Consider the following 21,486-nt stretch of genomic DNA (forward strand, 5'->3'; position numbering starts at 1 on the left):
GCGACCATGTTTGATTACGAAACTCTACGTGTCATCTGGTGGGCTCTGGTCGGCGTACTGCTGATCGGTTTTGCCATCACTGACGGCTTCGACATGGGGGTAGGCGCACTGCTCCCGTTCGTCGGCAAGAAAGATGTCGAGCGCCGCGTGATGCTCAACACCATGGGACCGCACTGGGAAGGTAACCAGGTTTGGCTGGTCACTGCCGGTGGTGCCTTGTTCGCCGCCTGGCCGATGGTGTATGCCGCGACCTTCTCCGGCTTCTACATCGCCATGATCCTGACCTTGATGGCGCTGTTCCTGCGTCCGGTCGGTTTCAAGTACCGCTCCCTGCGTGCTGATGCCAAATGGCGCAGCAACTGGGACTGGGCCTTGTTCGCCGGCAGCGCCGTACCGCCCATCGTCTTTGGTGTGGCCTTTGGCAACCTGCTGCAAGGCGTTCCGTTCGAGTTTAACCAGTTCATGATGTTGACCTATCACGGCAACTTCTTTGGTCTGCTTAACCCGTTCGGCATTCTGGCTGGTCTGGTGAGCCTGTTCATGCTGCTCACCCAGGGCGCAACCTGGTTGATGATGAAGACCGACGGTGAAGTGCTGGCGCGTTCCCGCACTGCCGCCATGATCTGCTCACTGCTGACCCTGGTGCTGTTTGCTGCCGCAGGTTGGTGGGTAAGCGGTATGGAAGGCTATGTCATCGTCAAGGCTGCTGCGACTGACGCGGTATCCAACCCGATGAACAAGGAAGTTGTCCTGCAGGCTGGTGCCTGGATGAACAACTACACCCTCTATCCGTGGATGGTGGCTGCCCCTGTACTGGGCCTGGCCATGAGCCTGCTGACTGCGCTGTTTGCCCGCATGAACATCGGCTGGCTGGCGTTTACCAGCTCCTCGCTGGCGATTGCCGGGGTCATCCTCACTGCCGGTTTCTCCATGTTCCCGTTTGTGATGCCCTCAAGCCTTGAGCCATCACTGAGCCTGACCATGTGGGATGCTACCGCCTCTTTCAACACCTTGCAGGTGATGACTGTGGCTGCAGCGATCTTCGTACCGATTGTGCTGGGTTACACCATCTGGACTTACATCAAGATGTTTGGCCGGGTAACCAACAAGCACATCGAAGATAACCAACAATCTCTCTATTAAGAGGTGCGCTGACAATGTGGTATTTCACCTGGATCCTGGGATTGTTGCTGGCCTGTGCATTTGGCATCATCAATGCGCTGTGGCTGGAACACACCGAGAACATGGATCGTCAGATCGATGAAAACAAGTGATCGACTCGCCAGGCTGGCCGCTCCACTGGAGCGGCAGCCGTGGCAGGGGTTGATGTTACTCGCGGCGGCCTTGTTGGCCGTCGCTATTTTACAGGCCCCCAATCTGATCGCGGCCAACACCAGCGAGCATGGTCTCTGGCTTGCTCCCTGGCTGATGTGGGCCGTCTGTTGTGGCGTACTTAACGGGCTTGGCTTTCATCTGAAAAGCCTGCCCGGACGTGTGCTGTTCAACCCCTGGCTCGCCTGGCCCAGTTTGTTGTATGGCCTCTGGCTGACACATTCATATTTCCTTTCATAAAAAACGGGGGGAGGCAGGATTTCCCTGTCTCCCCCTGCTTCTTTCCTATTCAGCCCTGCGCTATGATAGCCCCCCATCTGACTGTCGAATGGATCACAGATTGTTATGGGGGAAGTCTTTGAGTTTCCGGTGCGTGTCTACTACGAAGACACCGACGCCGGGGGCATCGTCTACAACGCCAATTATCTCAAGTTTATGGAACGTGCTCGCACCGAGTTTCTTCGTGCCAAAGGGGTCGAACAGGACGTCTGGCTGCAGGAGGGATATGCCTTCGTGGTGAGCCGAACTGAGATCGATTTCCGCTCGGCGGCCCGTTTTAATGAACTATTGAATGTATTAACGCAAGTGATTGAAGTGAAACGCGCATCCCTGCGCTTTTCGCAGCAGATCCTGGCGGCTGATGGACGACTGATCACCCAGGCCATGGTACAGATAGCCTGTGTCAGTCATCCGCAAATGAAACCTGTAGCTATACCTGAAAAAATCAAGGGAGTGCTGTTAAGTGCACGCTGAAATTTCGTTTATTGGCCTGTTTTGGCAAGCCAGCCTGTTGGTAAAACTGGTCATGATGACCCTGATGAGCATGTCTATTGTCTCGTGGGCGCTGATTATCCAGCGTTCAAAGGCGATCAAGGCGGCCAATCTCGCATCGGAACAGTTTGAAGATCGCTTCTGGTCAGGGGTCGATCTCAATCGCCTCTATCAGGAGTCCTCTTCCCGCCGCGATGACATCGAAGGCATGGAAGATATCTTCTACTCCGGCTTCAAGGAGTATGCCCGCTTGCTCAAGGCCGGTGCCCGTGGTCAGGATGCGGTGATGGATGGTACCTACCGCGCCATGCGCGTCTCTCTCTCCCGCGCGGTGGACGATCTGGAATCCAACTTGCCGGTGCTGGCGACCATCGGCTCCATCAGCCCCTATATCGGTCTGTTCGGTACCGTATGGGGGATCATGAACGCCTTTATCGCCCTGGGTCAGGTGCAGCAGGCCACCCTGCAAATGGTGGCACCGGGTATCGCGGAAGCGCTGATCGCTACCGCCATGGGTCTGTTTGCCGCTATCCCGGCGGTTATCTTCTACAACCGCTTCTCCAACAAGGTCGAGCGGCTGGAGAACGCCTACGCCAACTTCATGGACGAGTTCACCACCATTCTGAACCGTCAAATTGCACAGCAGCAGGGTGATCAGTAATGCAAACCTATCAGCGGATCCGGCGCAAGAAGGTGGCCGAGATCAACGTGGTTCCCTATATCGACGTCATGCTGGTGCTGCTTATCATCTTTATGGCGGTCACGCCGGTGATCACGCAAGGGGTCAAGGTGGATCTGCCACAGGCTGAGTCCGAGCAGTTGCCGGAAGATGCCAAGCCGCCCTTCATCGTCAGCGTCAATACCGAAGGCGAGTATGTCATCAAGGCTGGCGAAGCCGATGACGAGCCGGTGCCAAGCGGCACGCCAGAGGCGATGCAGCAATACATCACCGAAAAAGCCATGGGCTATCTGGCGATCAACCAGAATGCCCCCGTGGTGGTCGCGGGTGACAAGGCCGTGCGCTACGAAGAGGTGATCCTGTTGATGGTGGCCCTCAAGAATGCGGGTGTGCCTCAGGTTGGCCTGATGACAGATCCGGTGAACTAACGGAGATGGATGTGAAGCGTGGTATTTCCGGTTATCTCATCGCGTCGTTTCTGCTGCACCTGATCATCGGCATCATCCTGTTTGTTGGGCTCGATTTCAGCAAACCGAAACGACCCGAATCGAAGGGGCAGATCGTCAATGCCGTCATGCTCGATGAGAACTTCCTCAACGAACAGGCCAAGCAGATCCAGCAGCAGAAATCTCAGCCCAAGCCTCAAAAGGTAGATAAAGAGAAGGATAAGGAAGACACGGATCTCGCCAAGCGCGAGCTGGCTCAGAAACAGGAGCAGCTTCGCATCGCCGAGACCAAGCGCAAGCAGGCCGAAGAGGCGACTCGCAAGGCCGAGGCCGAGAAGCAGAAGAAGGTTGCCGAGCAGAAGCAGGCGGAAGAGAAGGCCCAAAAAGCCGAGGAAGCCCGCAAGCTGGAAGAACAGAAGGCCAAGAAGGCTGAAGCCGAGCGTAAAGCGGCGGAAGCCGAAAGCAAGGCGTTGGCGCTGAAGAAGAAAAAGGAACAAGAGAAGAAAGAGGCCGAAGAGAAGGCAAAGGCGGCAGAAGCCAAGGCCAAGAAAGCGGAAGCTGACAAGAAGGCCAAAGCCGAAGCCGAGAAGAAAGCCAAGGCAGAAGCAGAGAAAAAAGCCAAAGCCGAGGCCGAGAAGAAGGCCAAGGAAGAGGCTGAGAAAAAGGCAAAAGCTGACGCAGAGAAGAAAGCCAAGGCAGAGGCCGAAAAGCAGGCCAAGATCGCGGCTGAGCGCAAGCGTAAAGCGGCCGAGCAGGCCAAGCTGCAAAAAGAGATGGAAGAGATGATGCAGCAGCAGCTGTCGGCTGAGGCCAATGCTCGCAGTCAGGCGGCATCGGCAGCAGCCCAGGGCGAAGTCGACAAATATGCGGCGCTCATCAAGGCCACTGTTGAGCGGTATATGATTTTGGATCCCACCATGCGGGGCAAAACATGTACTATCGGCGTACGTCTTGCGAGCAGTGGCTTTGTCATATCGGTAGATAACGGCCAGGGTGACCCGGCGGTTTGTCGTTCCGGTAAGGCGGCTGTTCTGAAAGCCAATCAACTGCCTGTGCCCAAGGATCCTGCGGCATTCGAGATGTTGAAGGAATTTAACCTGAAGTTAGAACCGAGTATCTAAGCGTGATAAAACGAGGTTGCTTGCCTCCGGTTGGCAACCTCTCGCCGAGAAAGGAATTTAACCTCTCATCTATATTGGAACCGAGTATTTAAGCCATGATCAGAAAAGTATTTTTTGCTTTGGTTGGCTGTTTGTTGCTGGGCCAGAGCGCCCAGGCGGCCCTGGACATCGTCATCACCGGCGGTATTGATAGCGCACGCCCCATCGCCGTCGCCCCCTTCAAGTGGGAAGGTAACGGACAGTTGCCGCAGGACATCGCGGAAGTGGTCTCCAACGACCTGATGCGCAGCGGCAAGTTCAAGCCGCTGGCCCGTGGCCAGATGCCGCAAACCCCGAGCAGCAGCAGCGAGATCAACTTCGCTCCCTGGGCCTCCCAAGGGGTTGAAGCCGTGGTGGTGGGTTCCATTTCGGCAGTCGGTGACGGCACCTACAAGGTCAACTTCGAGCTGGTCGATGTGCTGAAAGGCCAGCTGGCCAAGGCACAAGGTGGCGAGAGCAACGGTTACATCCTGGATAGCCGTATGGCGACCATCCCGGGTGCCCAGATGCGCCAGTTTGCCCACCGTATCTCAGACATCGTCTATGAGCGCCTGACTGGCGAGCGCGGTGCCTTCCTGACCCGTCTGGCTTATGTCTCCGTACAGCAGGGTACCCAGTTCCCGTACCAGCTGCGTATTTCTGACTACGACGGTTACAACGAGAAGACCCTGCTGCGCTCCCGCGAGCCCTTGATGTCTCCAGCCTGGTCGCCGGATGGCAGCAAGCTGGCTTACGTGAGCTTCGAGAACCAGAAGTCCGAAATCTATGTGCAGGATATTTACACTCAGCAGCGCAGCCTGATCACCAGTTTCCGTGGTATCAACGGTGCGCCGGAGTGGTCTCCGGATGGTCGTCGTCTGGCTATCGTTCTCTCCAAAGATGGTTCACCGAACCTCTATGTGGTTGATGTCGCTAGCAAGCAGCTGACCCGCGTCACAACCAGCCGTGTGATCGACACTGAACCCTCCTGGATGCCGGATGGGCAAAATTTGTTGTTCACCTCTGAACGTGGTGGCAAACCCCAGATTTATAGCGTAAATTTGGCGACTGGTATGACTCGCCGGATGACTTGGGAAGGTGAATCCAACCAGGGTGCATCCATCACTCCTGATGGCAAAATCATGGTGATGGTGACCCGTGTTCAGGGACAGTATCGTATTGCCCGTCAGGACATGGAAAACAATGCCCTGTTGGTCCTTACCCAGAGTGCTCTGGATGAGTCGCCAAGTGTGGCTCCCAATGGCAGCATGATCATTTATGCCACCATCTATCAGGGTCGTAAGAGTCTCGCGTTGGTGTCGACTGATGGTCGCTTCAAGGCTGTGCTTCCGACCAGTAGCGGTGAAATTCGTGCACCAGCTTGGTCGCCCTTCTTGAATTGATAAAAATCCAATTGTTTTTTGTTTTGTTATAAAGGTTTAAGGAAATAGCATGCAACTCAATAAACTGCTCAAGGGTTTGGCCATCGCACTGCCACTGTTCACCCTGGCCGCTTGTAGTTCTTCTTCTGATTCCGACGCCGCTGGCGCTGAATCAGGTATGACCGACGGCATGGGCGGTGTACAAACCGGCGGCGCCAACGGCATGTTGTCCCCGGAAGAGCAGATGCGTCAGAAGTTCGAAGCACTGCAACGTGACAACGTGATCTACTTCCCGTTCGACGGTTACGATATCCAGGGTCAGTACGCTGATCTGCTGGATGCCCACGCCAGCTACCTGCGCGAGCGCCCGAGCGTTAAAGTCCTGATCGAAGGTCACGCCGACGAGCGCGGTACTCCCGAGTACAACATCGCCCTGGGCGAGCGTCGTGCCAAGGCTGTTGCCAAGTATCTGCAAACCCTGGGTGTGCAGGCCGAGCAGCTCTCCATCGTCAGCTATGGCGAAGAGAAGCCGCTGGACATGTCCCACACCGAGGATGCCTTTGCCAAAAACCGCCGCGCGGTTCTGGTTTACTAAGGTTTAAACCGAACGAAGTTCGTTTATATGCAAGCGGCCATTTCGATGGCCGTTTTATTTGCACTAAACGCCAAGGTTTGATCCGAATGAAATCTGCATATGCGAGCGACGATGGCGCTGGCCGTTTTATCTGTACTAAACGCTAAGGTTTGATCCGAATGAAATCTGTGTACAAGCAAGCTGTCGTTGCGCTGGCCGTATTGGTTGCTCTGAATGCGCAAGCTGCGGCTCCTGTCAGCGATCTGGGCGGTGACTCAAGTGGTGGGGTTGTCCTTAGCGGCAACAACGGCGCCATCGTGCCCACCGGTAGCCTGGAAGATCGGGTTGCCCTGCTGGAGCGCACCCTCAATGCCCGTCTGCGACTGCAAGCTGAATTGCAGCAACAGGTCGACTCCCTGCAAGGGGAGGTCTCCGAGCTGCGTGGTCAGCTGGAGCAGCAGACCTACCAGATGGAACAGTCGCAAGAGCGCCAGCGCCAGCTCTACCAGGAGCTCGACAAGGTTGCCAGCAGCCAGCAAGCTGCTCCAGCCGCCCCGGCCCCTGCTGCTGCCACACCGGCTGCTGCCGCCAATTACTCAACCAATCAGGATGAGAACCAGGCCTACGACGCAGCGGTCAACATGGTGCTCAAAGAGAAGAACTACGACAAAGCCATTCCGGCTTTCCAGGGCTTTATCAAGCAGTACCCCAATTCAGGCTATGTTCCCAATGCACACTACTGGCTCGGCCAGTTGCTGTTCAACAAGGGTGACAGAGCCGGTGCCTCGGCCCAGTTTTCGACCGTGGCCAACAAATACAGCAAATCCCCCAAGCGAGCCGATGCGCTGCTGAAGTTGGGTATGCTGGCGCAACTGGATGGCAAGAAGGCGGAAGCCAAATCCTTCTATGAGCAGGTGATCAAGGGCTATCCCAACACCTCGCCAGCCCAGTTGGCCAAACAGAGTCTGGCCAAGCTGTAACATTGCTGTATGTCACTGTTTTCGTAACGCTACTGTAAAAACAGCCTGCATTTGTACGCACAGTGAGCAAACGGATTTAAATTACGAATTTTCTGTTGCACCGGAAATTTAAATCCGTAATATAGGCCGCCGTCAGAGCCGAAGCAGTAATGCAGTCGGAACTGGTCGTGGTGAGGGTCGTTAGCTCAGTCGGTAGAGCAGTTGACTTTTAATCAATTGGTCGCTGGTTCGAATCCAGCACGACCCACCATTTTCTCCACTCGGTGGAGACAGAATTCCCAGGTCGTTTAGCTCAGCTGGGAGAGCACCTCCCTTACAAGGAGGGGGTCACTGGTTCGATCCCAGTAACGACCACCAGTTTGTAGAAAAAATGATTTAGATGGGTCGTTAGCTCAGTCGGTAGAGCAGTTGACTTTTAATCAATTGGTCGCTGGTTCGAATCCAGCACGACCCACCATCATTTCAGAATCCCAGGTCGTTTAGCTCAGCTGGGAGAGCACCTCCCTTACAAGGAGGGGGTCACTGGTTCGATCCCAGTAACGACCACCAGTTTGTAAAAAAAATGATTTAGATGGGTCGTTAGCTCAGTCGGTAGAGCAGTTGACTTTTAATCAATTGGTCGCTGGTTCGAATCCAGCACGACCCACCATCATTTCAGAATCCCAGGTCGTTTAGCTCAGCTGGGAGAGCACCTCCCTTACAAGGAGGGGGTCACTGGTTCGATCCCAGTAACGACCACCAGTTTGTAGAAAAAATGATTTAGATGGGTCGTTAGCTCAGTCGGTAGAGCAGTTGACTTTTAATCAATTGGTCGCTGGTTCGAATCCAGCACGACCCACCATCATTTCAAGAATCCCAGGTCGTTTAGCTCAGCTGGGAGAGCACCTCCCTTACAAGGAGGGGGTCACTGGTTCGATCCCAGTAACGACCACCAGTTTGTAGAAAAAATGATTTAGATGGGTCGTTAGCTCAGTCGGTAGAGCAGTTGACTTTTAATCAATTGGTCGCTGGTTCGAATCCAGCACGACCCACCATCATTTCAAGAATCCCAGGTCGTTTAGCTCAGCTGGGAGAGCACCTCCCTTACAAGGAGGGGGTCACTGGTTCGATCCCAGTAACGACCACCAGTTTGTAGAAAAAATGATTTAGATGGGTCGTTAGCTCAGTCGGTAGAGCAGTTGACTTTTAATCAATTGGTCGCTGGTTCGAATCCAGCACGACCCACCATCATTTCAAGAATCCCAGGTCGTTTAGCTCAGCTGGGAGAGCACCTCCCTTACAAGGAGGGGGTCACTGGTTCGATCCCAGTAACGACCACCATATTCGCAAGCGAGGCTGAGATATCAGCTGCGTTTGCAGAGAAAGTCCCCACTCAGATGGGGATTTTTTTTGCCCGCAATTCAGTACTTCAACTTCTTCTGTTGCCGGTGTGGCGAGCCGAACCTCTTATTGTGCCACTCTGCCACTCTGCCACTCCGATCCTTCTTCATCCTGCTCTTCCGAGATTGCTCGACGGCCACTGACTTCACTCCTGTCCATCGTGATGCTGCTTATATGAACGCCAGCAATAAAAAGGGCAGGCCAAGGCCTGCCCGCAAAGATGCGCAAGGTGCTACATGATCCCGCGGATCAGGATCCCGCTGATCAGCAGCGGCGCCACCACGCGCCAGCACCAGAGCAGCGCCAGACGCAGGGCGGGTGACAGGCCTACAGGGAGAATGGCATCACCCAGGCGCCAGCCCAGCAGCAGGGTCAGTACCAGACCAAACAGCGGCATCATCAGGTTGGAGGTGAGATAGTCGAGCAGCTCGAAGATGGTCTTGCCAAACAGGGTCAGATCGCTCCATGGGCCGAACGACAGACTCACTGGGATGCCGGAGGCCATGATGAGCAGAGTCAACACCCGGCAGGCGCCGCGGCGTGACCAACCCCACTCTTCGGTAGTGAAGCGCACCAGATGCTCCAGCATGGAGATGGAGGAGGAGAGCGCCGCCACCAGCAGCAACAGGAAGAAGACCACCCCCAGCCCCTGACCGAACGGCAGATGGCTGAACACGGCAGGCATGGTCATAAATGTGAGCCCTGGGCCCGCGGTAGGGTCGATACCGGTGGAGGCCAGCGCCGGGAAGATCATCAAGCCCGCCAGCACCGAGATAAGGCTTGCCAGTGTGACCACCCAGACCCCGGAGCGCAGCACCCCTTCGCTATTGGGCAGGTAGGCGCCATAGGTCGTGTGTACCCCGAGCCCGATGGAGAGGGAGAAGAAGGCCAGCCCCAGCGCGTCCAGCACGCTCTGGCCGGTCAGCATGGAGAAGTCCGGCAGCAACAGCTGGCGCACACCCGCCATGGAGCCCGGCATGGAGAGACCGACCCCCACCAGCAGCAGCATCATGATGAAGAGTGCGGGCATCATCCAGCGCAGTGCCCGCTCCACCCCTTTCTGAATACCTCCCTGCACGAACCACCAGGTCAGGCCTGCGAAGATCAGATGGGTCAGCACCGGCCACCAGGGGTTGCTGACATAGCCGTTGAACAGGGCGGTGAGGGCGCTTCCTTCGCTCAGATTGAGCTTGCCAGCCATCGCCAGCGCGGCGTAACCCACGGTCCAGCCGCCCACCACGCTGTAGAAGCTGTAGATAAAGAAGCCGCAGGCGATCCCCATATACCCCATCCAGCGCCAGTTCGGCCCCACCAGTTTGCGAAAAGCGCCGAGCACCCCGCGCTGGCTATGGCTGCCGAGCAGAGTTTCGCCGACCTGTACCGCTACCCCCAGGGTGAAGCTGAACAGCAGAAAAACCAGCAGAAAAGCGCCACCGCCATTGGTGGCGGTCACATAGGGAAACTTCCAGATGGCACCAAGGCCAATCGCTGTGCCTGCTGCGGCCAGCACATGACCGAGACGGGAAGACCACTGAACCTGGCTCATACAACCTCCGGGTAACACGACATCGAAGCAATACTCCTCTGTAGCAATAAACGACAGACCATAAAAAAGGCCGCCTGAGGCGACCTTTGCAATGAACATTCAGAAAAACTGTGCGTGCAAGGTCACCTCTCTTGCGAGCTAAAAAATCGACCAAACAGCACGAGGATGGCAGACATGAGGTGACAACCTGACTAATGAATGAGGGAACAGCCTAAACCATGGAAAGAATAATTGACACATAAAATCAAAAATTTTTTATGTGTGCCGCTGTCATCACTCTGACTGTACGTACAACTCAATCGGTGAGCGCGTTACCTGGCCGTATCTTTTCTACCTTGTAGCTATTTACTGGGCGATAATCGACGTAGCTTCTTCTGGAACTAGTGACCGCTACATGGCGCTGACGGGAACAACGATGAGACAGGATGTCGTATGAGATGGATGGTGCTGCCCTGGTTACTGATCAGCCTGAGTGTGTCGGCGCAGCCCGCATTAACCCTGCTGAGTCACGACTTACCCCCCTTTACCGAATACCGCGACGGCAAGCTCGACGGATTTGCCATTCGCCTGATCGATGAGGTGCAGGAGGAGCTTGGCACCCGTTATCCGGTGCGGATTTACCCGCTCAAGCGGGCGCTGGCGCTGGCACGGGTCGAGCCCGGCTATGGACTGTTCGTGGTACAGCGGCTCCCGGAGCGGGAGTCTCATTTCAAATGGGTTGGCCCGCTCTTTATCAATCGGGTCTTTATCTATCAAGCGCCGGATAGCCGCCACCCGCTGACCTCGCTGACACAGTTGCGAGATCTGCCCAGAGTGGGGGTCGTGCTGGGCAATGCCGATGATGTGCGGCTGACCCATGAGGGCTACACCAATCTGGTGCGCTACAAGACGGTCGGGGAGGCGATAGAGCGGCTGATGCTGGGCAAGATCGATGCCTTGCCGATGGCGGAGCTGGTGATGGAGGCCACCCTCGACAAGATGGGGTTATCCCGGCGCAGCATCGTCAGCAGTGGCGTGCTGCTCCATCAGGCCGGTCTCTATATCGTCTTCTCCAAGGGAACGGATGATGCCGAGATCACCCGCTGGCAGCATGCCCTGGATGCCGTCAGAGCCGCCCAGGGGCGGGCCGATGAGCCCACCCGCGAAGAGTAACCGTCACACCAGACCGCGAATCAAGATCCCGCCGATCAGCAAGGGGGCAATCCAGCGCCAGCAGTTCATCAGCAGGTGATGCCAGTGGCTGGCAATCCCCTGCGGCAGCGCCTTGCGTCCCAGCTTCCAGCCCAGCAGCAGCGTCAGCATCAGGCCGAACAGCGGCATCATCAGGTTGGAGGTGACAAAGTCCAGCAGCTCGAAGATGGTTTTGCCAAATAGGGTTGCGTGTTGCAGCGGGCCAAACGACAGGCTGACCGGAACACCGCTAACCATGACGAATCCAGTGATGGCGCTGCAGGCCGCGCGGCGTGACCAGCCCCAGGTCTCGCACAGGAAGCACTGCAAATGCTCCAGCAGGGAGATGGCCGAGGAGAGCGCCGCAAAGACCAGCAGGGCGAAGAAGATCACCTCAAGCACCTGACCGAAGGGCAGCAGCTGAAACACCGCCGGCATGGTCATAAAGGTGAGACCGGGGCCGGAGGCCGGGTCGATACCGGTCGAGGCCAGCACCGGGAAGATCATCAGCCCCGCCAGTACTGCCACCATGCTGGCCAGCAGCACCACCCAGAGGCTGGAGCGACCAACCCCTTCGCTGGTCGGCAGATAGGCACCGTAGGTGGTGTGAATGCCCAGACCGATGGAGAGGGAGAAGAAGGCCAGCCCCATGGCATCGAGCACGCCGGACATCCCCAGCTTGCTGAAGTCGGGCATCAGGAAGTGACGTACTCCCGCCATCGCATTGGGCAGGGTGAGGCCAAAGGCGACCAGCATCAGGATCATCAGGAACAGGGCCGGCATCATCCAGCGCAGGGTGCGCTCCACCCCTTTCTGAATGCCTCCTTGTACCACCATCCAGGTGAGGGCGGCAAACAGCAGGTGAGTGAGGATTGGCCAGACGTCGCCGCTGACATAGTCATTGAAGCGGGCGGTGAGGGCTGCTGCATCACCATGGTTGAGATCGCTGGAGATGGCCATGCCGGTATAACCGAGCGTCCAGCCGCCCACCACGCTGTAGAAGCAGTAGATGAGCAGGGTAGAGATCACCCCCATTACCCCAACCCAGCGCCACTGTTTGCCGAGCAGATCGGAGAAGGCACCGACTACCCCGCGGCGACTCATGCTGCCGAGCAGGGTCTCCCCCATCAATACCGCCACCCCCAGGGTGAAGCTGAACAGCAGAAAGACCAGCAGGAAGGCGCCGCCGCCGTTGACGGCGGTGACATAGGGGAATTTCCAGATTGCACCGATACCGACCGCGGAACCCGCTGCGGCGAGGATGTAGCCGAGTCGGGATGACCATTGGGACTGCTTCATAAGAACTCCAATCGAGCGCCCCTTGGCAGGGGCAGAATGGCGCTCATATTACGGAGGTCACGGCGCAATCACTACGACGGTTATCAGGTGTAAATGCGATTTATTAGCATGATTGGCTAATTTAATTCTGTTTTTAGCCCAATCATGCCACCAAATAAAAAACCGGAGCGAGATTGCTCCGGTTTGGTCTCTGGCAACTGCTCGTCGGCGGACTAGATCACCCCGAGCTCCCGCAGCCGCTCCATCAGGTAGCTGTGGGCGGTATGACGCTCGGAGAGCACCACATCCGGGCGCGGGTGGAGGAACAGCGGCAGGGAGATGCGTGACTTGCTGGCACTGCCACCGGTCGGGTTGATGACGCGGTGAGTGGTGGAGGGGTAGTAGCCGCGAGAGGCCTCCTGCAGCATGTCGCCGATATTGATGATGAGGGTGCCAAAGTCGCACGGCACATCCATCCACTCGCCATCGGAACCCTTCACCTGCAGACCGGGCTCGTTGGCGGCGGGCAGGATGGTGAGCAGGTTGATATCCTCGTGGGCGGCGGCGCGGATGGCGCCCGGCTCCTCGGTGCCATCGAACGGCGGATAGTGCAGCACCCGCAGCAGGGTCTTCTGGCTCTCTTCGATCATCGAGGAGAGGGGGCAGCTGTAGTTGGCGGCAATATCGGCCGGGGTGTACTGCTCGACCCAGCCCAGCAGCTCGGCGGCCAGACCGTTGGCGAGACGGTAGTACTCCATCGCCTGCTCCTTCAGTTCTTCCGGCATCTGGCCCCAGGGGTAGATGTGGAAGTACTCCTTGATGTCTTTCTGGCTATGGCCCTTGGCCACCTCGGAGACCGAGGGTGGGAAGTAGCCATCCTGGGTCTCGCGGTTGAACAGGAAATCCTGCTTCTGCTCGCTCATGAAGAAGCGATACCAGTTGTCGTAGATGGACTGCACCAGCTCTTTCGGAATGGGGTGGTTGGTCAACACGCCAAAGCCGGTGGTTCGCAGGGATTCGGTGAAGCGTTGGGCCGCATCGGGTGAGCGGTAATCGACGGTCAGGACTTTCATTGTTTTTGTTGCGCGCCAGTTAAAAGATGGCGCAGTTTACCCTGCAAGCCGTAACAAGGAAAGGGACGCGGCCTCCAGCTGCCGCCCCCTGCCTGATAGTGATAAAAACATCAGATAAAAGAGGCGGATAGTGGCGAGAGTGGCTCCCTTGTCCTGCCTGCCCATCCTCACTAGAATGCCAGCCACTGTCTTTTCCGGAGTCTGTCCATGTCCTCGAAGATCCTGTTGCTCACCCTGCCACTGCTGCTGGCCGGATGCAGCTCCCTGTCAGAAGATGAGTGCCGCACCATGAGCTGGTACAACCTGGGTTATCAGGATGGATCGGAGGGCAAAACCCGTCAGGCGACCCGTGATTACGTTTCGTCTTGCAGCGAATATGGCCTCAAAGTGGATGAGGCCGAGTGGAAACGGGGCTACGACAAGGGGTTGGAGCTCTACTGCATTCCCGAACTGGCTTACAGCAAGGGTAAGGAGGGGCAGGCCTATCTGGGGGTATGCCCCAATGACGCCAGCTTCCTCAAGCAGTATCAGCGTGGCTACGAAGAGTACAAACTGGCTGCTCGCCTGCGGGAGATCAGCGACGAGCTGGAGCGTACCGAGCGTGATATCGATACGCTGGAGCGCAGCATCCGCAACGAAACCAACACGGAACAGCGTGACTATTACCGCGCCAAGCGCGATCGGGCCATTCGCCACTACGAATCCCTGCGCCGGGAGTACAATCGTCTGCGTTATCCGGATCGGGTGATCCAGTTCTCCTTCGGCGGTTAATCCCTCTCTTTATGGCCAGCCCGCGTGCTGGCCATGTTGCACCTTGTCAGATCAGGGCAGTACCCAGCGCTGCAGTGCCAGTGCGATACCATCTTCGTTGTGGTCGGCCGTGACCCGATGGGCATGGCTCTGGATCTGCGGCGCCGCATTGCCCATGGCTACCGCCAGCCCAACTTGCTCGAACATGCTGATGTCGTTGTTGTTGTCCCCAAACGCCACCACCTGCTCCATTGCAATCCCTTCGCTGGCTGCCCACTGGGCAAGCCGGTTGCCCTTGCTGCAACCGGGCTGTACCAGCTCCACCGCATAGGGGGCCGCCCAGTCGCGGGTAAAGGGCATCTGCTCGACCACCTCGCCCATAAAGGTGTGCAGGCGCGCAGGATCCTGATTGAACAGCTCCAGCTTCCAGACCGGATTGTCGAGCCAGCCTGCCAGCTCCTCGACCGGGTGGAGGGCGATCTTGAGGTGGTCCGGCTGATTGGCCGACCAGTGGCGGATGCGGGTGACATGCTCTTCACAGCCGATGTAGCCAATGCCCTCGCTCAGGTGGAACAGGGCGCCCATCTGCTGCGCTTCGACCGCGGCCAGCAGCTCGGTAAGCGGGGCAGCCGCCAGCGGGTCGCCGCTGATGATCCGGTTTTGCACCGGATCATAGAGATAGGCGCCGTTGCTGCAGATGAGGGGGGTATCGAGGGCCAGCTCGTGGTGAAAGGGGCGCGCCGTCATATAGTGGCGCCCCGTGACCAGCAGCACCTTGATGCCGTGGGCGCGGGCCTGCGCCAGTGCTGCCCGGGTGGCCGACGAGATCTTGTGATCACGGGTCAGCAGGGTGCCATCCATATCGAGCGCGATGGCCTTGTACTCACTCATAGCTCCTCCAGCATCGAACAAATCCGTAAAGAGCTTTACCGTCCCAGACCCGGCGCCCCGATGCAAGCCTTGCCCGCGGCCGAAGCACCGAACTGTGATCCCTTCGTGGCTCAGGTGCAGCTGGCCAGCTGTTGACGACGGTCGGCACGGCGGCGCAGCAGATAGAAACCGGCGGCACTGGCAAGGGAGCAGAGGGTGGCGAGATAGAAGGGCCACTCGGTACCGGCCAGCAGCACCAGACTGCCGAGCAGCACCGCCAGGATCTCGCTACCCACGGCGAGGGCGCGGTAGAGCCCCATCGCCTGCCCCTGCTGCTCCGGGTGACTGCGGTTGGAGATCGCCACCGAGGTGGCCAGCTCCCCCAGACTCATGCCGATGCCAGCGGGAACGAAGGTAAGCGCCAGCCCCCACCAGTGCACGGGCAGGATAAAGAGCAGCATGCCGCTCGCCATCACCAGATGGCCGACAATCCCGAGGGAGCTGCCGCGCCAGTGGCGGGCGATGCGAGAGCCGAGCCAGGAGCCCGCCATCATGGGCAGGCTCACCAGCACCGCCGCCTGCGCCAGCTGGGCCGGATCCCAGGCCAGCCTCTCCACCAGCCAGATATTGAAGTAGGTGAAATAGAGCTGCACGGCGCCATAGCTGATCAGGGTGAGTGCGAAGTAGGGGAGCAGGGCCGGTTGCAGCAACAGCTGGCGGCTGGAGAGGGTCGGGGCCTGCCGGGCGGCCGCCACCGGCGGACGATAGGGGATCAACCAGTAGACCAGCAGCAGGTTGAGCAGGGTCATTCCTACCGCCAGCCAGGCGGCCAGACTGTAATCCCCCGAGATCACCGCGGCGTAGCCCCCGATCATCGGCCCTACGACCCAGCCCAGATTCATACCGATGTTGATCCAGGCGAAGCTGCGGGTCTTGTGCTCCTTGCCGGCGAGATCCGCCGCCATCGCCTGCACGATGGCGATGTTGCCGTTGCATAGCCCCTCCACCACCCGGCTGAGCAGCAGCAGGGGGAGGGAGCGCCAGGCGATACCGAGTGCCATCAGGGCATAGCCTGCCAGCACCCCCGCCAGCGAGAGCAACAGCAGTGGCTTGCGGCCATAGCGGTCGGAGAGGCGACCGAGCCAGGGACTGCCCACCAGCTGGAACAGGGGATAGAGCCCCATGGTGACCCCCAGCCACACCTTGCGGCTCCAGTCGGAGGCATCCGGCGTCAGCATGCCGTGGGCCGGATCCAGCAGCAAGGGTGCCAACACCGGGGAGGGGAGACTGAAACCTGCAACTGCCAGCGTGACCGTCATGACCAGCACCCAGAGGGGATTTTTGTGCTCGTGTTTCTCCATGCTGCACTCATTAAGTAAAGTTATTGGTTTATTTATGCTGGTTCATAGACGGGATTAAGTAAAGTGAATTATTGATTTAATAAAGGGCGCTCCCCATAATGAGATCATGAACGCAAGCACCGACAAGATCCTGTTTCTGCTCAAGAGCCATGGCCCGCAGAGCGCCGCCGCGCTGGGGGAGCAGTTGCAGATGACCTCCATGGGCGCCCGCCAGCACCTGCTCACGCTCGAGCAGGAGGGGTGGGTCACATTCAGCGACGAGGCGCGCGGGCGCGGTCGTCCCGTGCGGCTGTGGCAGCTCACCGAGCAGGCCTGGCAGCGCTTCCCCGATAGCCATAGCGACCTGACCGTGCAGCTGATCGACAACGTGCGCGAGCTGTTTGGCGAGGAGGGGATGGAACGGCTGATCCAGCAGCGGGAGCAGCAGATGCTTGCTCGCTATCAGGAGGCGCTGGGGTCCTATGGCCTCTCTGGCCGGCTGGCGGCGCTCAGGGAGCTGCGTACTCGCGAGGGCTATATGGCGGAGATCCGCCGCGAAGAGGATGGCAGCTGGCTGCTGTGGGAGAGCCACTGTCCCATCTGTGCGGCAGCGCGTACCTGCCGCGGTTTCTGTCGCAGCGAACTGGCGCTGTTTCGCCAGCTGCTGGCGCCGGCGACGGTGGAGCGGGAGCAATATCTGCTGGAGGGGGCGCATCGCTGCCTCTATCGCATCACGCCGCCCGCGCTCTGATTTCGTCAAACGCCCAAAAACAACAAAGCAGGCGCCGGGATGCCTGCTTTGTTGCCTTCGGGGAGGGGGTTCTCTCGTTCCAGCCCGTCGTTTCCCGATAAGGTAAGACGGCTGATGGGGCTCTTGACCCGGTAAGGTCCTTCACCGCAGAGACCCGGTCAGGTATCTGCTTTGCCACCGGAAGATGTAACCATAGTATCCCTCCCGTGCCGGTGAGTGGTTGCAAAGCAACCACTTATTTCGGTTGTTTTTGCAATAGTTCACCCTTAATCTAGGAAAAGTGGATTAGTCATTGCAACGAGGAAGGGTAAATGCTGAAACTTGATCGCATAGACAGACATATTCTCGAGCTGATGCAGGAGAATGGCCGCATCAGCAATCTGGAACTGGCCGAGCTGGTCGGGCTCTCGCCGTCCCCCTGCTCCCGCCGGGTCAAGGCGCTGGAGGATGCCGGCCTCATCGACACCCACGTTACTCTGCTCAACGCCCGCCAGCTTGGCCTCACCCTCACCGCCTACATTCACATTTCCATGGACAGACACACGCCCGAGCGGTTCGAAAACTTCGATCGCGCCATCAGCGAACTGCCCGAAGTGCTGGAGTGTGACCTCATCACTGGCAATGATGCCGACTACCAACTCAAGGTGGTGGTGCGCGACATGGAGCACTATCAGCACTTCCTGCTGGACAAGCTGACCCATATTCCGGGGGTGACCGGAGTGCGCTCCAGCTTCGTGCTGCGTCGCATCAAGCACAAGACGGCACTACCGCTCAACCATCTGGGGTGAGCCCGCGCAAGCCGCTTATAGAAACAGAAAGAGGAGGCCAGTGGCCTCCTCTTTTGCTATTCGCTCTTGGTTATTCGGTAGTGGTTATCGGGTCTGGATTAGCTGTCGCGGTGACGGGGCGACTGCCGCTGTCAGACGCTGACCTGGCTGATGTCTTCCACCTGCAGCAGCCAGCCGCTCTGCTCCTGCTGCGGTTCGCCGCTGACCCGCAGCCGCTCGCCGGTCGGCACCCACTGCCCCTCGGGCAGGGATACCAGCAGGCTCTCGCTGCCGTTGTCGAACAGCCAGCGATCTTCGCCAAGCGATTCAATCAGATAACCTTCCATCTCCACTCTGGACTCGGCTTGCCAGGATGGCGCAACGGAATCACGGCTCTCGATGAAATCCCCCTGAACACCAAAACTGGCTAGCCCCCACAGAATGGAGAGCCCGACGATGGATGTTTGCATCTTGTCTCTCCTCTTTTGGAACTGTAGGGCCAGTATGGGAACAGAAAACTGAGCGCACCATGAACAAGGTGGCAAAGTGCTGGCGAGATCGCGAAAAAATCCGGTCAATTGGCCGGCAGAGTCATTTTATGGTGCCTGGATCACACTATTTGGCGGCTTCTTCTGCCATCCGTTCAGCTCTTGGCTTATTCGTCCACATGGCTACCCCGCGATGATCCCCACAGATCCCCTCTGCCACCACGGCGCGAACCCGGGTGCCATCTTTGCAAATGGCCTGCCAGGCGTCGGCATCATCGATGGCGAGCGAGTTGGGGGGCGGCGTGGTTTGGCAAGCTGTGAGCAGCAGGGCGCACAGGGGGAGCAATTTTTTCATGGCGGACTCCTCGAGGTAATGGGGAACTGAGAGGATTGGTATGACCTCTCCATCCGGGCTTCACTCCCCAGCATCAGTGATAACCGGTTCAGGGGCAAGGGGAGGGGTCACCGACAGGCGCAGGTGCCGTGCAGCCGGGGCTTGCCCTGTGCCCTTCTTGGGCCTAAGGTGGGGCCGTTTTACTGCCTGATTGAAGGAGCGTTTTCATGTCCACTCTCTATCCCCGCGTCGGGGTCGGCGTCATCCTGACCAACGCCCAAGGCCAGGTGCTGCTTGGCAAACGCAAAGGGAGCCATGCCCCCTACTGGTCGATCCCGGGTGGTCATCTGGAGTTGGGGGAGAGCTTCGAGTCGGCGGCGATCCGCGAGGTGGCCGAGGAGACCGGACTTGAGATCCACGGGCCCGAGGTGGTGGCGGTGACCAACAATCTGGAGACATGGCGCGAGAGCGGGCTGCACTATATCTCGGTGACGCTGCACGCCCGGGCCGATGGTGAGCCGCAGCTGCTGGAGCCGGAGAAGTGCGAAGGCTGGGTCTGGTGCGATCCGCGCGCGCTGCCTGAGCCCCATTTCGACGCCAGCCGTCAGTCCATCGCCTGCTGGCTGGCGGGACGCTGCTACTTGCCGGGTGATGTGCCAATGGTGTCGGCCGAATCAGTCTGATTGTCATAAAACGATCATCGCGCTGTCATAATATCCCCTCTCCATCGGGAGAAGAGGGATGAGGGAGAAGAGCGTGGGACAGGTATTTATTCAGTTTTTATGGCTGGGATGCATCAGCTTTGGTGGTCCAGCCGCTCATATCGGCTATTTCCAGCGCACCTTCGTCCAGCGGCTCGGCTGGTTGACACAGGCAGAATTTGCCCGCTTGCTGGCGCTGTGCCAGCTGCTGCCGGGGCCCGCCTCCAGCCAGCTTGGTTTCGCCATCGGTCGTCATCGCGCCGGTCTGGGCGGGGCGCTCTCTGCTTTTGTTGGCTTCACGCTGCCCTCATTTCTGCTGCTACTGGCGGCCGCGATCGGCATCGGCCAGCTGGGCAGCAATCTGTGGCTCGATGCGGCGTTGCACGGCCTCAAGCTGCTGGCGCTTATCGTGGTGGCCGATGCGGTGCTCACCATGAGTCGTCAGTTCTGTGCCACTGGAGTGACCCAAGGGATCATGGTGGTGACCGCTGCGGCACTCTGGTGGCAGCCCAGTCTGCTGACTCAACTGTTGATGCTGGCGGGAGCGGCGCTTATCTGCGCCCGCAGCCAGCGCGGGGCGGGTAGTCGCCCAGCCTCCGCCGAGTTGCCTTCTGCCGCCAGCAGTCAGCCTCATTGGCCGACCCTGCTGCTGTTTGGTATCCTTTTTATCGGTCTGCCGCTGCTCGGTAGCCCGCTTGGCCAGCTGGTTGCCGACTTCTATCGCGCCGGTAGTCTGGTGTTTGGCGGTGGCCATGTGGTGTTGCCGCTGCTGCAAGAGAGCGTGGGACACACTCTCAACGAGCAGCAGTTTCTGACCGGTTACAGCCTGGCCCAGTTGGTGCCGGGCCCCATGTTTACCCTTGCCACCTATCTTGGCGCCCAGCTGCAGCCCGAGATGCCGATGATCGGGGCCCTGTTGGCGACCCTGGCGCTCTTTGCACCCGGCTTTCTGCTGCTCTGGGCGGTGGGCCCCTGCTGGCAACAGTGGCTGGCCCATCCCCGTCTGGCGGGGGCCGTCACCGGCATCAATGCTGCCGTAGTGGGATTGCTGCTGGCGGCCCTCTATCAGCCGGTGTGGCAGAGTGCGGTGCTGGCGCCGACCGATCTGGCGCTGGTGGCCATCGGCTTTTATCTGCTGCGGGTGTTGAAGTTGCCGGTGCCGGCCATCGCGGCCCTGTTAGTGATGACTGCTATCCTGCTGGCGTGAACGCGGTGAAATCCCGATAAAAAACGGCGCCTCCGTGATGGAGGCGCCGTTTTTATTGCAATGGGTCAGCCGCTTAAGCGTCGGGATCGAAATCCAGACTCAGGCTGTTGACGCAGTAGCGCTGGCCTGTCTCGGTCGGTCCGTCGGGGAAGACGTGACCGAGGTGAGATCCGCACTGGCGGCAGGTGATCTCCACTCGCTTCATGCCGTGGCTGTTGTCCTCGGTGTACTCCACCGTCCCCTCGATGGCCTTGTCGAACGAGGGCCAGCCGCAGCCGGAATCAAACTTGGCTCCTGAGTGAAACAGCACGCTCTTGCAGCAGACACAGAGGTAGTCGCCGCTCTTGCGATTGTGGAGCAGGGCGCCGCTGTAGGGGCGCTCGGTGCCCTTCTCCCAGCAGACGTGAAACTGCTCGGCGGTCAGTTTGCTGCGCCACTGTTCCGGATTGTTACTGCTCATACCGACTCCTTGCCATCCATACCGGAGCCCAGCATAACGGCTCCGTAAAGCTGACTCCAGCATGCCTC

24 protein-coding genes and 12 tRNA genes are annotated in these 21,486 nt (G+C 58.6%); 28 read left to right on the forward strand and 8 right to left on the reverse strand.

The window, feature by feature from the left end:
- The first annotated feature begins 6 nt into the window (after window positions 1–6).
- The 22 genes from cydB (at window position 7) to ACTG2T_RS13060 (ending at window position 8,623) form a co-directional block, all read left to right on the forward strand.
- Entirely contained in the window at window positions 7–1,143 is a 1,137-nt protein-coding gene (gene cydB / locus ACTG2T_RS12955) for a cytochrome d ubiquinol oxidase subunit II (RefSeq protein ID WP_005335741.1), read from the forward strand.
- A gap of 14 nt (window positions 1,144–1,157) precedes the next feature.
- Window positions 1,158–1,274, forward strand: coding sequence for a cytochrome bd-I oxidase subunit CydX (cydX, locus tag ACTG2T_RS12960; protein WP_005304933.1), 117 nt, complete (start codon window positions 1,158–1,160; stop codon window positions 1,272–1,274).
- Window positions 1,261–1,572: a cyd operon YbgE family protein gene (locus tag ACTG2T_RS12965; RefSeq protein ID WP_041202810.1), complete on the forward strand. Its 312-nt coding sequence runs from the start codon at window positions 1,261–1,263 to the stop codon at window positions 1,570–1,572. The genes cydX and ACTG2T_RS12965 overlap by 14 nt, the downstream gene beginning before the upstream one ends.
- Window positions 1,573–1,677: 105 nt before the next feature.
- Complete coding sequence (gene ybgC / locus ACTG2T_RS12970; protein ID WP_005335737.1) at window positions 1,678–2,085, forward strand: tol-pal system-associated acyl-CoA thioesterase; 408 nt, start codon at window positions 1,678–1,680, stop codon at window positions 2,083–2,085.
- On the forward strand, window positions 2,075–2,764 hold the full coding sequence (gene tolQ / locus ACTG2T_RS12975; RefSeq protein WP_005335735.1) for a protein TolQ: 690 nt from the start codon (window positions 2,075–2,077) through the stop codon (window positions 2,762–2,764). Before ybgC ends, tolQ begins: the two co-directional genes overlap by 11 nt.
- A complete protein-coding gene (gene tolR, locus ACTG2T_RS12980) occupies window positions 2,764–3,210 on the forward strand; it encodes a protein TolR (protein ID WP_005335733.1) in 447 nt (148 codons plus the stop codon). The genes tolQ and tolR overlap by 1 nt, the downstream gene beginning before the upstream one ends.
- A 5-nt stretch (window positions 3,211–3,215) precedes the next feature.
- Window positions 3,216–4,349 (forward strand): cell envelope integrity protein TolA, encoded by a 1,134-nt coding sequence (gene tolA / locus ACTG2T_RS12985; protein ID WP_330125483.1) that lies wholly within the window; start codon window positions 3,216–3,218, stop codon window positions 4,347–4,349.
- 95 nt (window positions 4,350–4,444) lie between these two features.
- Window positions 4,445–5,770, forward strand: a complete 1,326-nt coding sequence (gene tolB, locus ACTG2T_RS12990; protein ID WP_005335728.1) for a Tol-Pal system beta propeller repeat protein TolB — start codon at window positions 4,445–4,447, stop codon at window positions 5,768–5,770.
- 49 nt (window positions 5,771–5,819) lie between these two features.
- Window positions 5,820–6,344 (forward strand): peptidoglycan-associated lipoprotein Pal, encoded by a 525-nt coding sequence (gene pal, locus ACTG2T_RS12995; RefSeq protein WP_005304908.1) that lies wholly within the window; start codon window positions 5,820–5,822, stop codon window positions 6,342–6,344.
- A gap of 158 nt (window positions 6,345–6,502) precedes the next feature.
- Window positions 6,503–7,303, forward strand: coding sequence for a tol-pal system protein YbgF (ybgF, locus tag ACTG2T_RS13000; protein ID WP_021231759.1), 801 nt, complete (start codon window positions 6,503–6,505; stop codon window positions 7,301–7,303).
- A gap of 174 nt (window positions 7,304–7,477) precedes the next feature.
- Window positions 7,478–7,553: transfer RNA gene (locus tag ACTG2T_RS13005), tRNA-Lys, on the forward strand.
- A gap of 31 nt (window positions 7,554–7,584) precedes the next feature.
- A tRNA-Val gene (locus ACTG2T_RS13010) sits at window positions 7,585–7,660 on the forward strand.
- Window positions 7,661–7,684: 24 nt separating this feature from the next.
- Window positions 7,685–7,760, forward strand: a tRNA-Lys gene (locus ACTG2T_RS13015).
- A gap of 16 nt (window positions 7,761–7,776) precedes the next feature.
- A tRNA-Val gene (locus ACTG2T_RS13020) sits at window positions 7,777–7,852 on the forward strand.
- 24 nt (window positions 7,853–7,876) lie between these two features.
- Window positions 7,877–7,952, forward strand: a tRNA-Lys gene (locus tag ACTG2T_RS13025).
- 16 nt (window positions 7,953–7,968) lie between these two features.
- Window positions 7,969–8,044, forward strand: a tRNA-Val gene (locus tag ACTG2T_RS13030).
- A gap of 24 nt (window positions 8,045–8,068) precedes the next feature.
- Window positions 8,069–8,144 (forward strand) — tRNA-Lys (locus tag ACTG2T_RS13035).
- 17 nt (window positions 8,145–8,161) lie between these two features.
- Window positions 8,162–8,237 (forward strand) — tRNA-Val (locus ACTG2T_RS13040).
- 24 nt (window positions 8,238–8,261) lie between these two features.
- Window positions 8,262–8,337, forward strand: a tRNA-Lys gene (locus ACTG2T_RS13045).
- A gap of 17 nt (window positions 8,338–8,354) precedes the next feature.
- Window positions 8,355–8,430: transfer RNA gene (locus ACTG2T_RS13050), tRNA-Val, on the forward strand.
- A gap of 24 nt (window positions 8,431–8,454) precedes the next feature.
- Window positions 8,455–8,530: transfer RNA gene (locus tag ACTG2T_RS13055), tRNA-Lys, on the forward strand.
- 17 nt (window positions 8,531–8,547) lie between these two features.
- A tRNA-Val gene (locus tag ACTG2T_RS13060) sits at window positions 8,548–8,623 on the forward strand.
- Window positions 8,624–8,915: 292 nt separating this feature from the next.
- Here ACTG2T_RS13060 and ACTG2T_RS13065 read toward each other — a convergent pair.
- Complete coding sequence (locus ACTG2T_RS13065) at window positions 8,916–10,229, reverse strand: sodium-dependent transporter (protein WP_005362979.1); 1,314 nt, start codon at window positions 10,227–10,229, stop codon at window positions 8,916–8,918.
- Window positions 10,230–10,661: 432 nt separating this feature from the next.
- Between ACTG2T_RS13065 and ACTG2T_RS13070 the strand changes: the two genes are divergently transcribed.
- Window positions 10,662–11,381 (forward strand): substrate-binding periplasmic protein, encoded by a 720-nt coding sequence (locus ACTG2T_RS13070; protein WP_330125321.1) that lies wholly within the window; start codon window positions 10,662–10,664, stop codon window positions 11,379–11,381.
- Between the two features lie 3 nt (window positions 11,382–11,384).
- Here ACTG2T_RS13070 and ACTG2T_RS13075 read toward each other — a convergent pair whose 3' ends face one another.
- Together ACTG2T_RS13075 and ACTG2T_RS13080 are read right to left on the reverse strand one after the other, a co-directional pair.
- Window positions 11,385–12,698 carry a sodium-dependent transporter gene (locus tag ACTG2T_RS13075; RefSeq protein WP_139401266.1) on the reverse strand — a complete coding sequence of 438 codons (1,314 nt, stop codon included), beginning with the start codon at window positions 12,696–12,698 and terminating at the stop codon, window positions 11,385–11,387.
- Between the two features lie 212 nt (window positions 12,699–12,910).
- On the reverse strand, window positions 12,911–13,750 hold the full coding sequence (locus tag ACTG2T_RS13080; protein ID WP_100652797.1) for an isopenicillin N synthase family dioxygenase: 840 nt from the start codon (window positions 13,748–13,750) through the stop codon (window positions 12,911–12,913).
- A gap of 207 nt (window positions 13,751–13,957) precedes the next feature.
- Here ACTG2T_RS13080 and ACTG2T_RS13085 point away from each other — a divergent pair, with 207 nt between their 5' ends.
- The gene (locus tag ACTG2T_RS13085) at window positions 13,958–14,521 is read left to right on the forward strand and encodes a DUF2799 domain-containing protein (RefSeq protein WP_005343222.1); all 564 of its coding nucleotides are present in this window, start codon (window positions 13,958–13,960) and stop codon (window positions 14,519–14,521) included.
- A 51-nt stretch (window positions 14,522–14,572) separates the two neighbouring features.
- Here the strand turns inward: ACTG2T_RS13085 and ACTG2T_RS13090 are convergent, their stop codons facing one another.
- Window positions 14,573–15,391, reverse strand: a complete 819-nt coding sequence (locus tag ACTG2T_RS13090) for a Cof-type HAD-IIB family hydrolase (RefSeq protein ID WP_064335451.1) — start codon at window positions 15,389–15,391, stop codon at window positions 14,573–14,575.
- A gap of 110 nt (window positions 15,392–15,501) precedes the next feature.
- Complete coding sequence (locus tag ACTG2T_RS13095; RefSeq protein ID WP_330125322.1) at window positions 15,502–16,731, reverse strand: MFS transporter; 1,230 nt, start codon at window positions 16,729–16,731, stop codon at window positions 15,502–15,504.
- Between the two features lie 106 nt (window positions 16,732–16,837).
- Between ACTG2T_RS13095 and ACTG2T_RS13100 the strand changes: the two genes are divergently transcribed.
- Window positions 16,838–17,461 carry a helix-turn-helix transcriptional regulator gene (locus ACTG2T_RS13100; RefSeq protein ID WP_330125323.1) on the forward strand — a complete coding sequence of 208 codons (624 nt, stop codon included), beginning with the start codon at window positions 16,838–16,840 and terminating at the stop codon, window positions 17,459–17,461.
- 311 nt (window positions 17,462–17,772) lie between these two features.
- The gene (locus ACTG2T_RS13105) at window positions 17,773–18,249 is read left to right on the forward strand and encodes an Lrp/AsnC family transcriptional regulator (protein ID WP_005304871.1); all 477 of its coding nucleotides are present in this window, start codon (window positions 17,773–17,775) and stop codon (window positions 18,247–18,249) included.
- A gap of 131 nt (window positions 18,250–18,380) precedes the next feature.
- Here ACTG2T_RS13105 and ACTG2T_RS13110 read toward each other — a convergent pair whose 3' ends face one another.
- The gene (locus ACTG2T_RS13110; protein WP_005343224.1) at window positions 18,381–18,698 is read right to left on the reverse strand and encodes a hypothetical protein; all 318 of its coding nucleotides are present in this window, start codon (window positions 18,696–18,698) and stop codon (window positions 18,381–18,383) included.
- A gap of 145 nt (window positions 18,699–18,843) precedes the next feature.
- Window positions 18,844–19,071 carry a hypothetical protein gene (locus ACTG2T_RS13115; protein WP_005335715.1) on the reverse strand — a complete coding sequence of 76 codons (228 nt, stop codon included), beginning with the start codon at window positions 19,069–19,071 and terminating at the stop codon, window positions 18,844–18,846.
- Between the two features lie 206 nt (window positions 19,072–19,277).
- Between ACTG2T_RS13115 and ACTG2T_RS13120 the strand changes: the two genes are divergently transcribed.
- Both ACTG2T_RS13120 and chrA read left to right on the forward strand, forming a co-directional pair.
- A complete protein-coding gene (locus ACTG2T_RS13120) occupies window positions 19,278–19,733 on the forward strand; it encodes a nucleotide triphosphate diphosphatase NUDT15 (RefSeq protein ID WP_139462045.1) in 456 nt (151 codons plus the stop codon).
- Window positions 19,734–19,806: 73 nt separating this feature from the next.
- A complete protein-coding gene (gene chrA, locus ACTG2T_RS13125; RefSeq protein ID WP_439973790.1) occupies window positions 19,807–20,958 on the forward strand; it encodes a chromate efflux transporter in 1,152 nt (383 codons plus the stop codon).
- A 73-nt stretch (window positions 20,959–21,031) separates the two neighbouring features.
- On the opposite strand, the gene msrB is transcribed toward chrA, so the two are convergent.
- Window positions 21,032–21,418, reverse strand: coding sequence for a peptide-methionine (R)-S-oxide reductase MsrB (gene msrB / locus ACTG2T_RS13130; RefSeq protein ID WP_040068248.1), 387 nt, complete (start codon window positions 21,416–21,418; stop codon window positions 21,032–21,034).
- Window positions 21,419–21,486: the final 68 nt, after the last annotated feature.

This window comes from Aeromonas sp. 75A, assembly GCF_051919425.1.
Lineage (GTDB): Bacteria > Pseudomonadota > Gammaproteobacteria > Enterobacterales > Aeromonadaceae > Aeromonas > Aeromonas veronii.

What these genes read in the sequence shown, in the direction of transcription:
- tolR (WP_005335733.1), top strand. Translation starts at nt 2,764, where the DNA reads ATGCAAACCTATCAGCGGATCCGGCGCAAGAAGGTGGCCGAGATCAAC.
- ACTG2T_RS13105 (WP_005304871.1), top strand. Translation starts at nt 17,773, where the DNA reads ATGCTGAAACTTGATCGCATAGACAGACATATTCTCGAGCTGATGCAG.
- cydX (WP_005304933.1), top strand. Translation starts at nt 1,158, where the DNA reads ATGTGGTATTTCACCTGGATCCTGGGATTGTTGCTGGCCTGTGCATTT.
- ybgF (WP_021231759.1), top strand. Translation starts at nt 6,503, where the DNA reads ATGAAATCTGTGTACAAGCAAGCTGTCGTTGCGCTGGCCGTATTGGTT.
- ACTG2T_RS13065 (WP_005362979.1), bottom strand. Translation starts at nt 10,229, where the DNA reads ATGAGCCAGGTTCAGTGGTCTTCCCGTCTCGGTCATGTGCTGGCCGCA.
- cydB (WP_005335741.1), top strand. Translation starts at nt 7, where the DNA reads ATGTTTGATTACGAAACTCTACGTGTCATCTGGTGGGCTCTGGTCGGC.
- ACTG2T_RS12965 (WP_041202810.1), top strand. Translation starts at nt 1,261, where the DNA reads ATGAAAACAAGTGATCGACTCGCCAGGCTGGCCGCTCCACTGGAGCGG.
- ACTG2T_RS13100 (WP_330125323.1), top strand. Translation starts at nt 16,838, where the DNA reads ATGAACGCAAGCACCGACAAGATCCTGTTTCTGCTCAAGAGCCATGGC.
- ybgC (WP_005335737.1), top strand. Translation starts at nt 1,678, where the DNA reads ATGGGGGAAGTCTTTGAGTTTCCGGTGCGTGTCTACTACGAAGACACC.
- ACTG2T_RS13095 (WP_330125322.1), bottom strand. Translation starts at nt 16,731, where the DNA reads ATGGAGAAACACGAGCACAAAAATCCCCTCTGGGTGCTGGTCATGACG.
- ACTG2T_RS13070 (WP_330125321.1), top strand. Translation starts at nt 10,662, where the DNA reads ATGAGATGGATGGTGCTGCCCTGGTTACTGATCAGCCTGAGTGTGTCG.
- pal (WP_005304908.1), top strand. Translation starts at nt 5,820, where the DNA reads ATGCAACTCAATAAACTGCTCAAGGGTTTGGCCATCGCACTGCCACTG.
- ACTG2T_RS13110 (WP_005343224.1), bottom strand. Translation starts at nt 18,698, where the DNA reads ATGCAAACATCCATCGTCGGGCTCTCCATTCTGTGGGGGCTAGCCAGT.
- ACTG2T_RS13085 (WP_005343222.1), top strand. Translation starts at nt 13,958, where the DNA reads ATGTCCTCGAAGATCCTGTTGCTCACCCTGCCACTGCTGCTGGCCGGA.
- ACTG2T_RS13080 (WP_100652797.1), bottom strand. Translation starts at nt 13,750, where the DNA reads ATGAAAGTCCTGACCGTCGATTACCGCTCACCCGATGCGGCCCAACGC.
- ACTG2T_RS13115 (WP_005335715.1), bottom strand. Translation starts at nt 19,071, where the DNA reads ATGAAAAAATTGCTCCCCCTGTGCGCCCTGCTGCTCACAGCTTGCCAA.
- tolB (WP_005335728.1), top strand. Translation starts at nt 4,445, where the DNA reads ATGATCAGAAAAGTATTTTTTGCTTTGGTTGGCTGTTTGTTGCTGGGC.
- ACTG2T_RS13075 (WP_139401266.1), bottom strand. Translation starts at nt 12,698, where the DNA reads ATGAAGCAGTCCCAATGGTCATCCCGACTCGGCTACATCCTCGCCGCA.
- ACTG2T_RS13120 (WP_139462045.1), top strand. Translation starts at nt 19,278, where the DNA reads ATGTCCACTCTCTATCCCCGCGTCGGGGTCGGCGTCATCCTGACCAAC.
- ACTG2T_RS13090 (WP_064335451.1), bottom strand. Translation starts at nt 15,391, where the DNA reads ATGAGTGAGTACAAGGCCATCGCGCTCGATATGGATGGCACCCTGCTG.
- tolA (WP_330125483.1), top strand. Translation starts at nt 3,216, where the DNA reads ATGGATGTGAAGCGTGGTATTTCCGGTTATCTCATCGCGTCGTTTCTG.
- msrB (WP_040068248.1), bottom strand. Translation starts at nt 21,418, where the DNA reads ATGAGCAGTAACAATCCGGAACAGTGGCGCAGCAAACTGACCGCCGAG.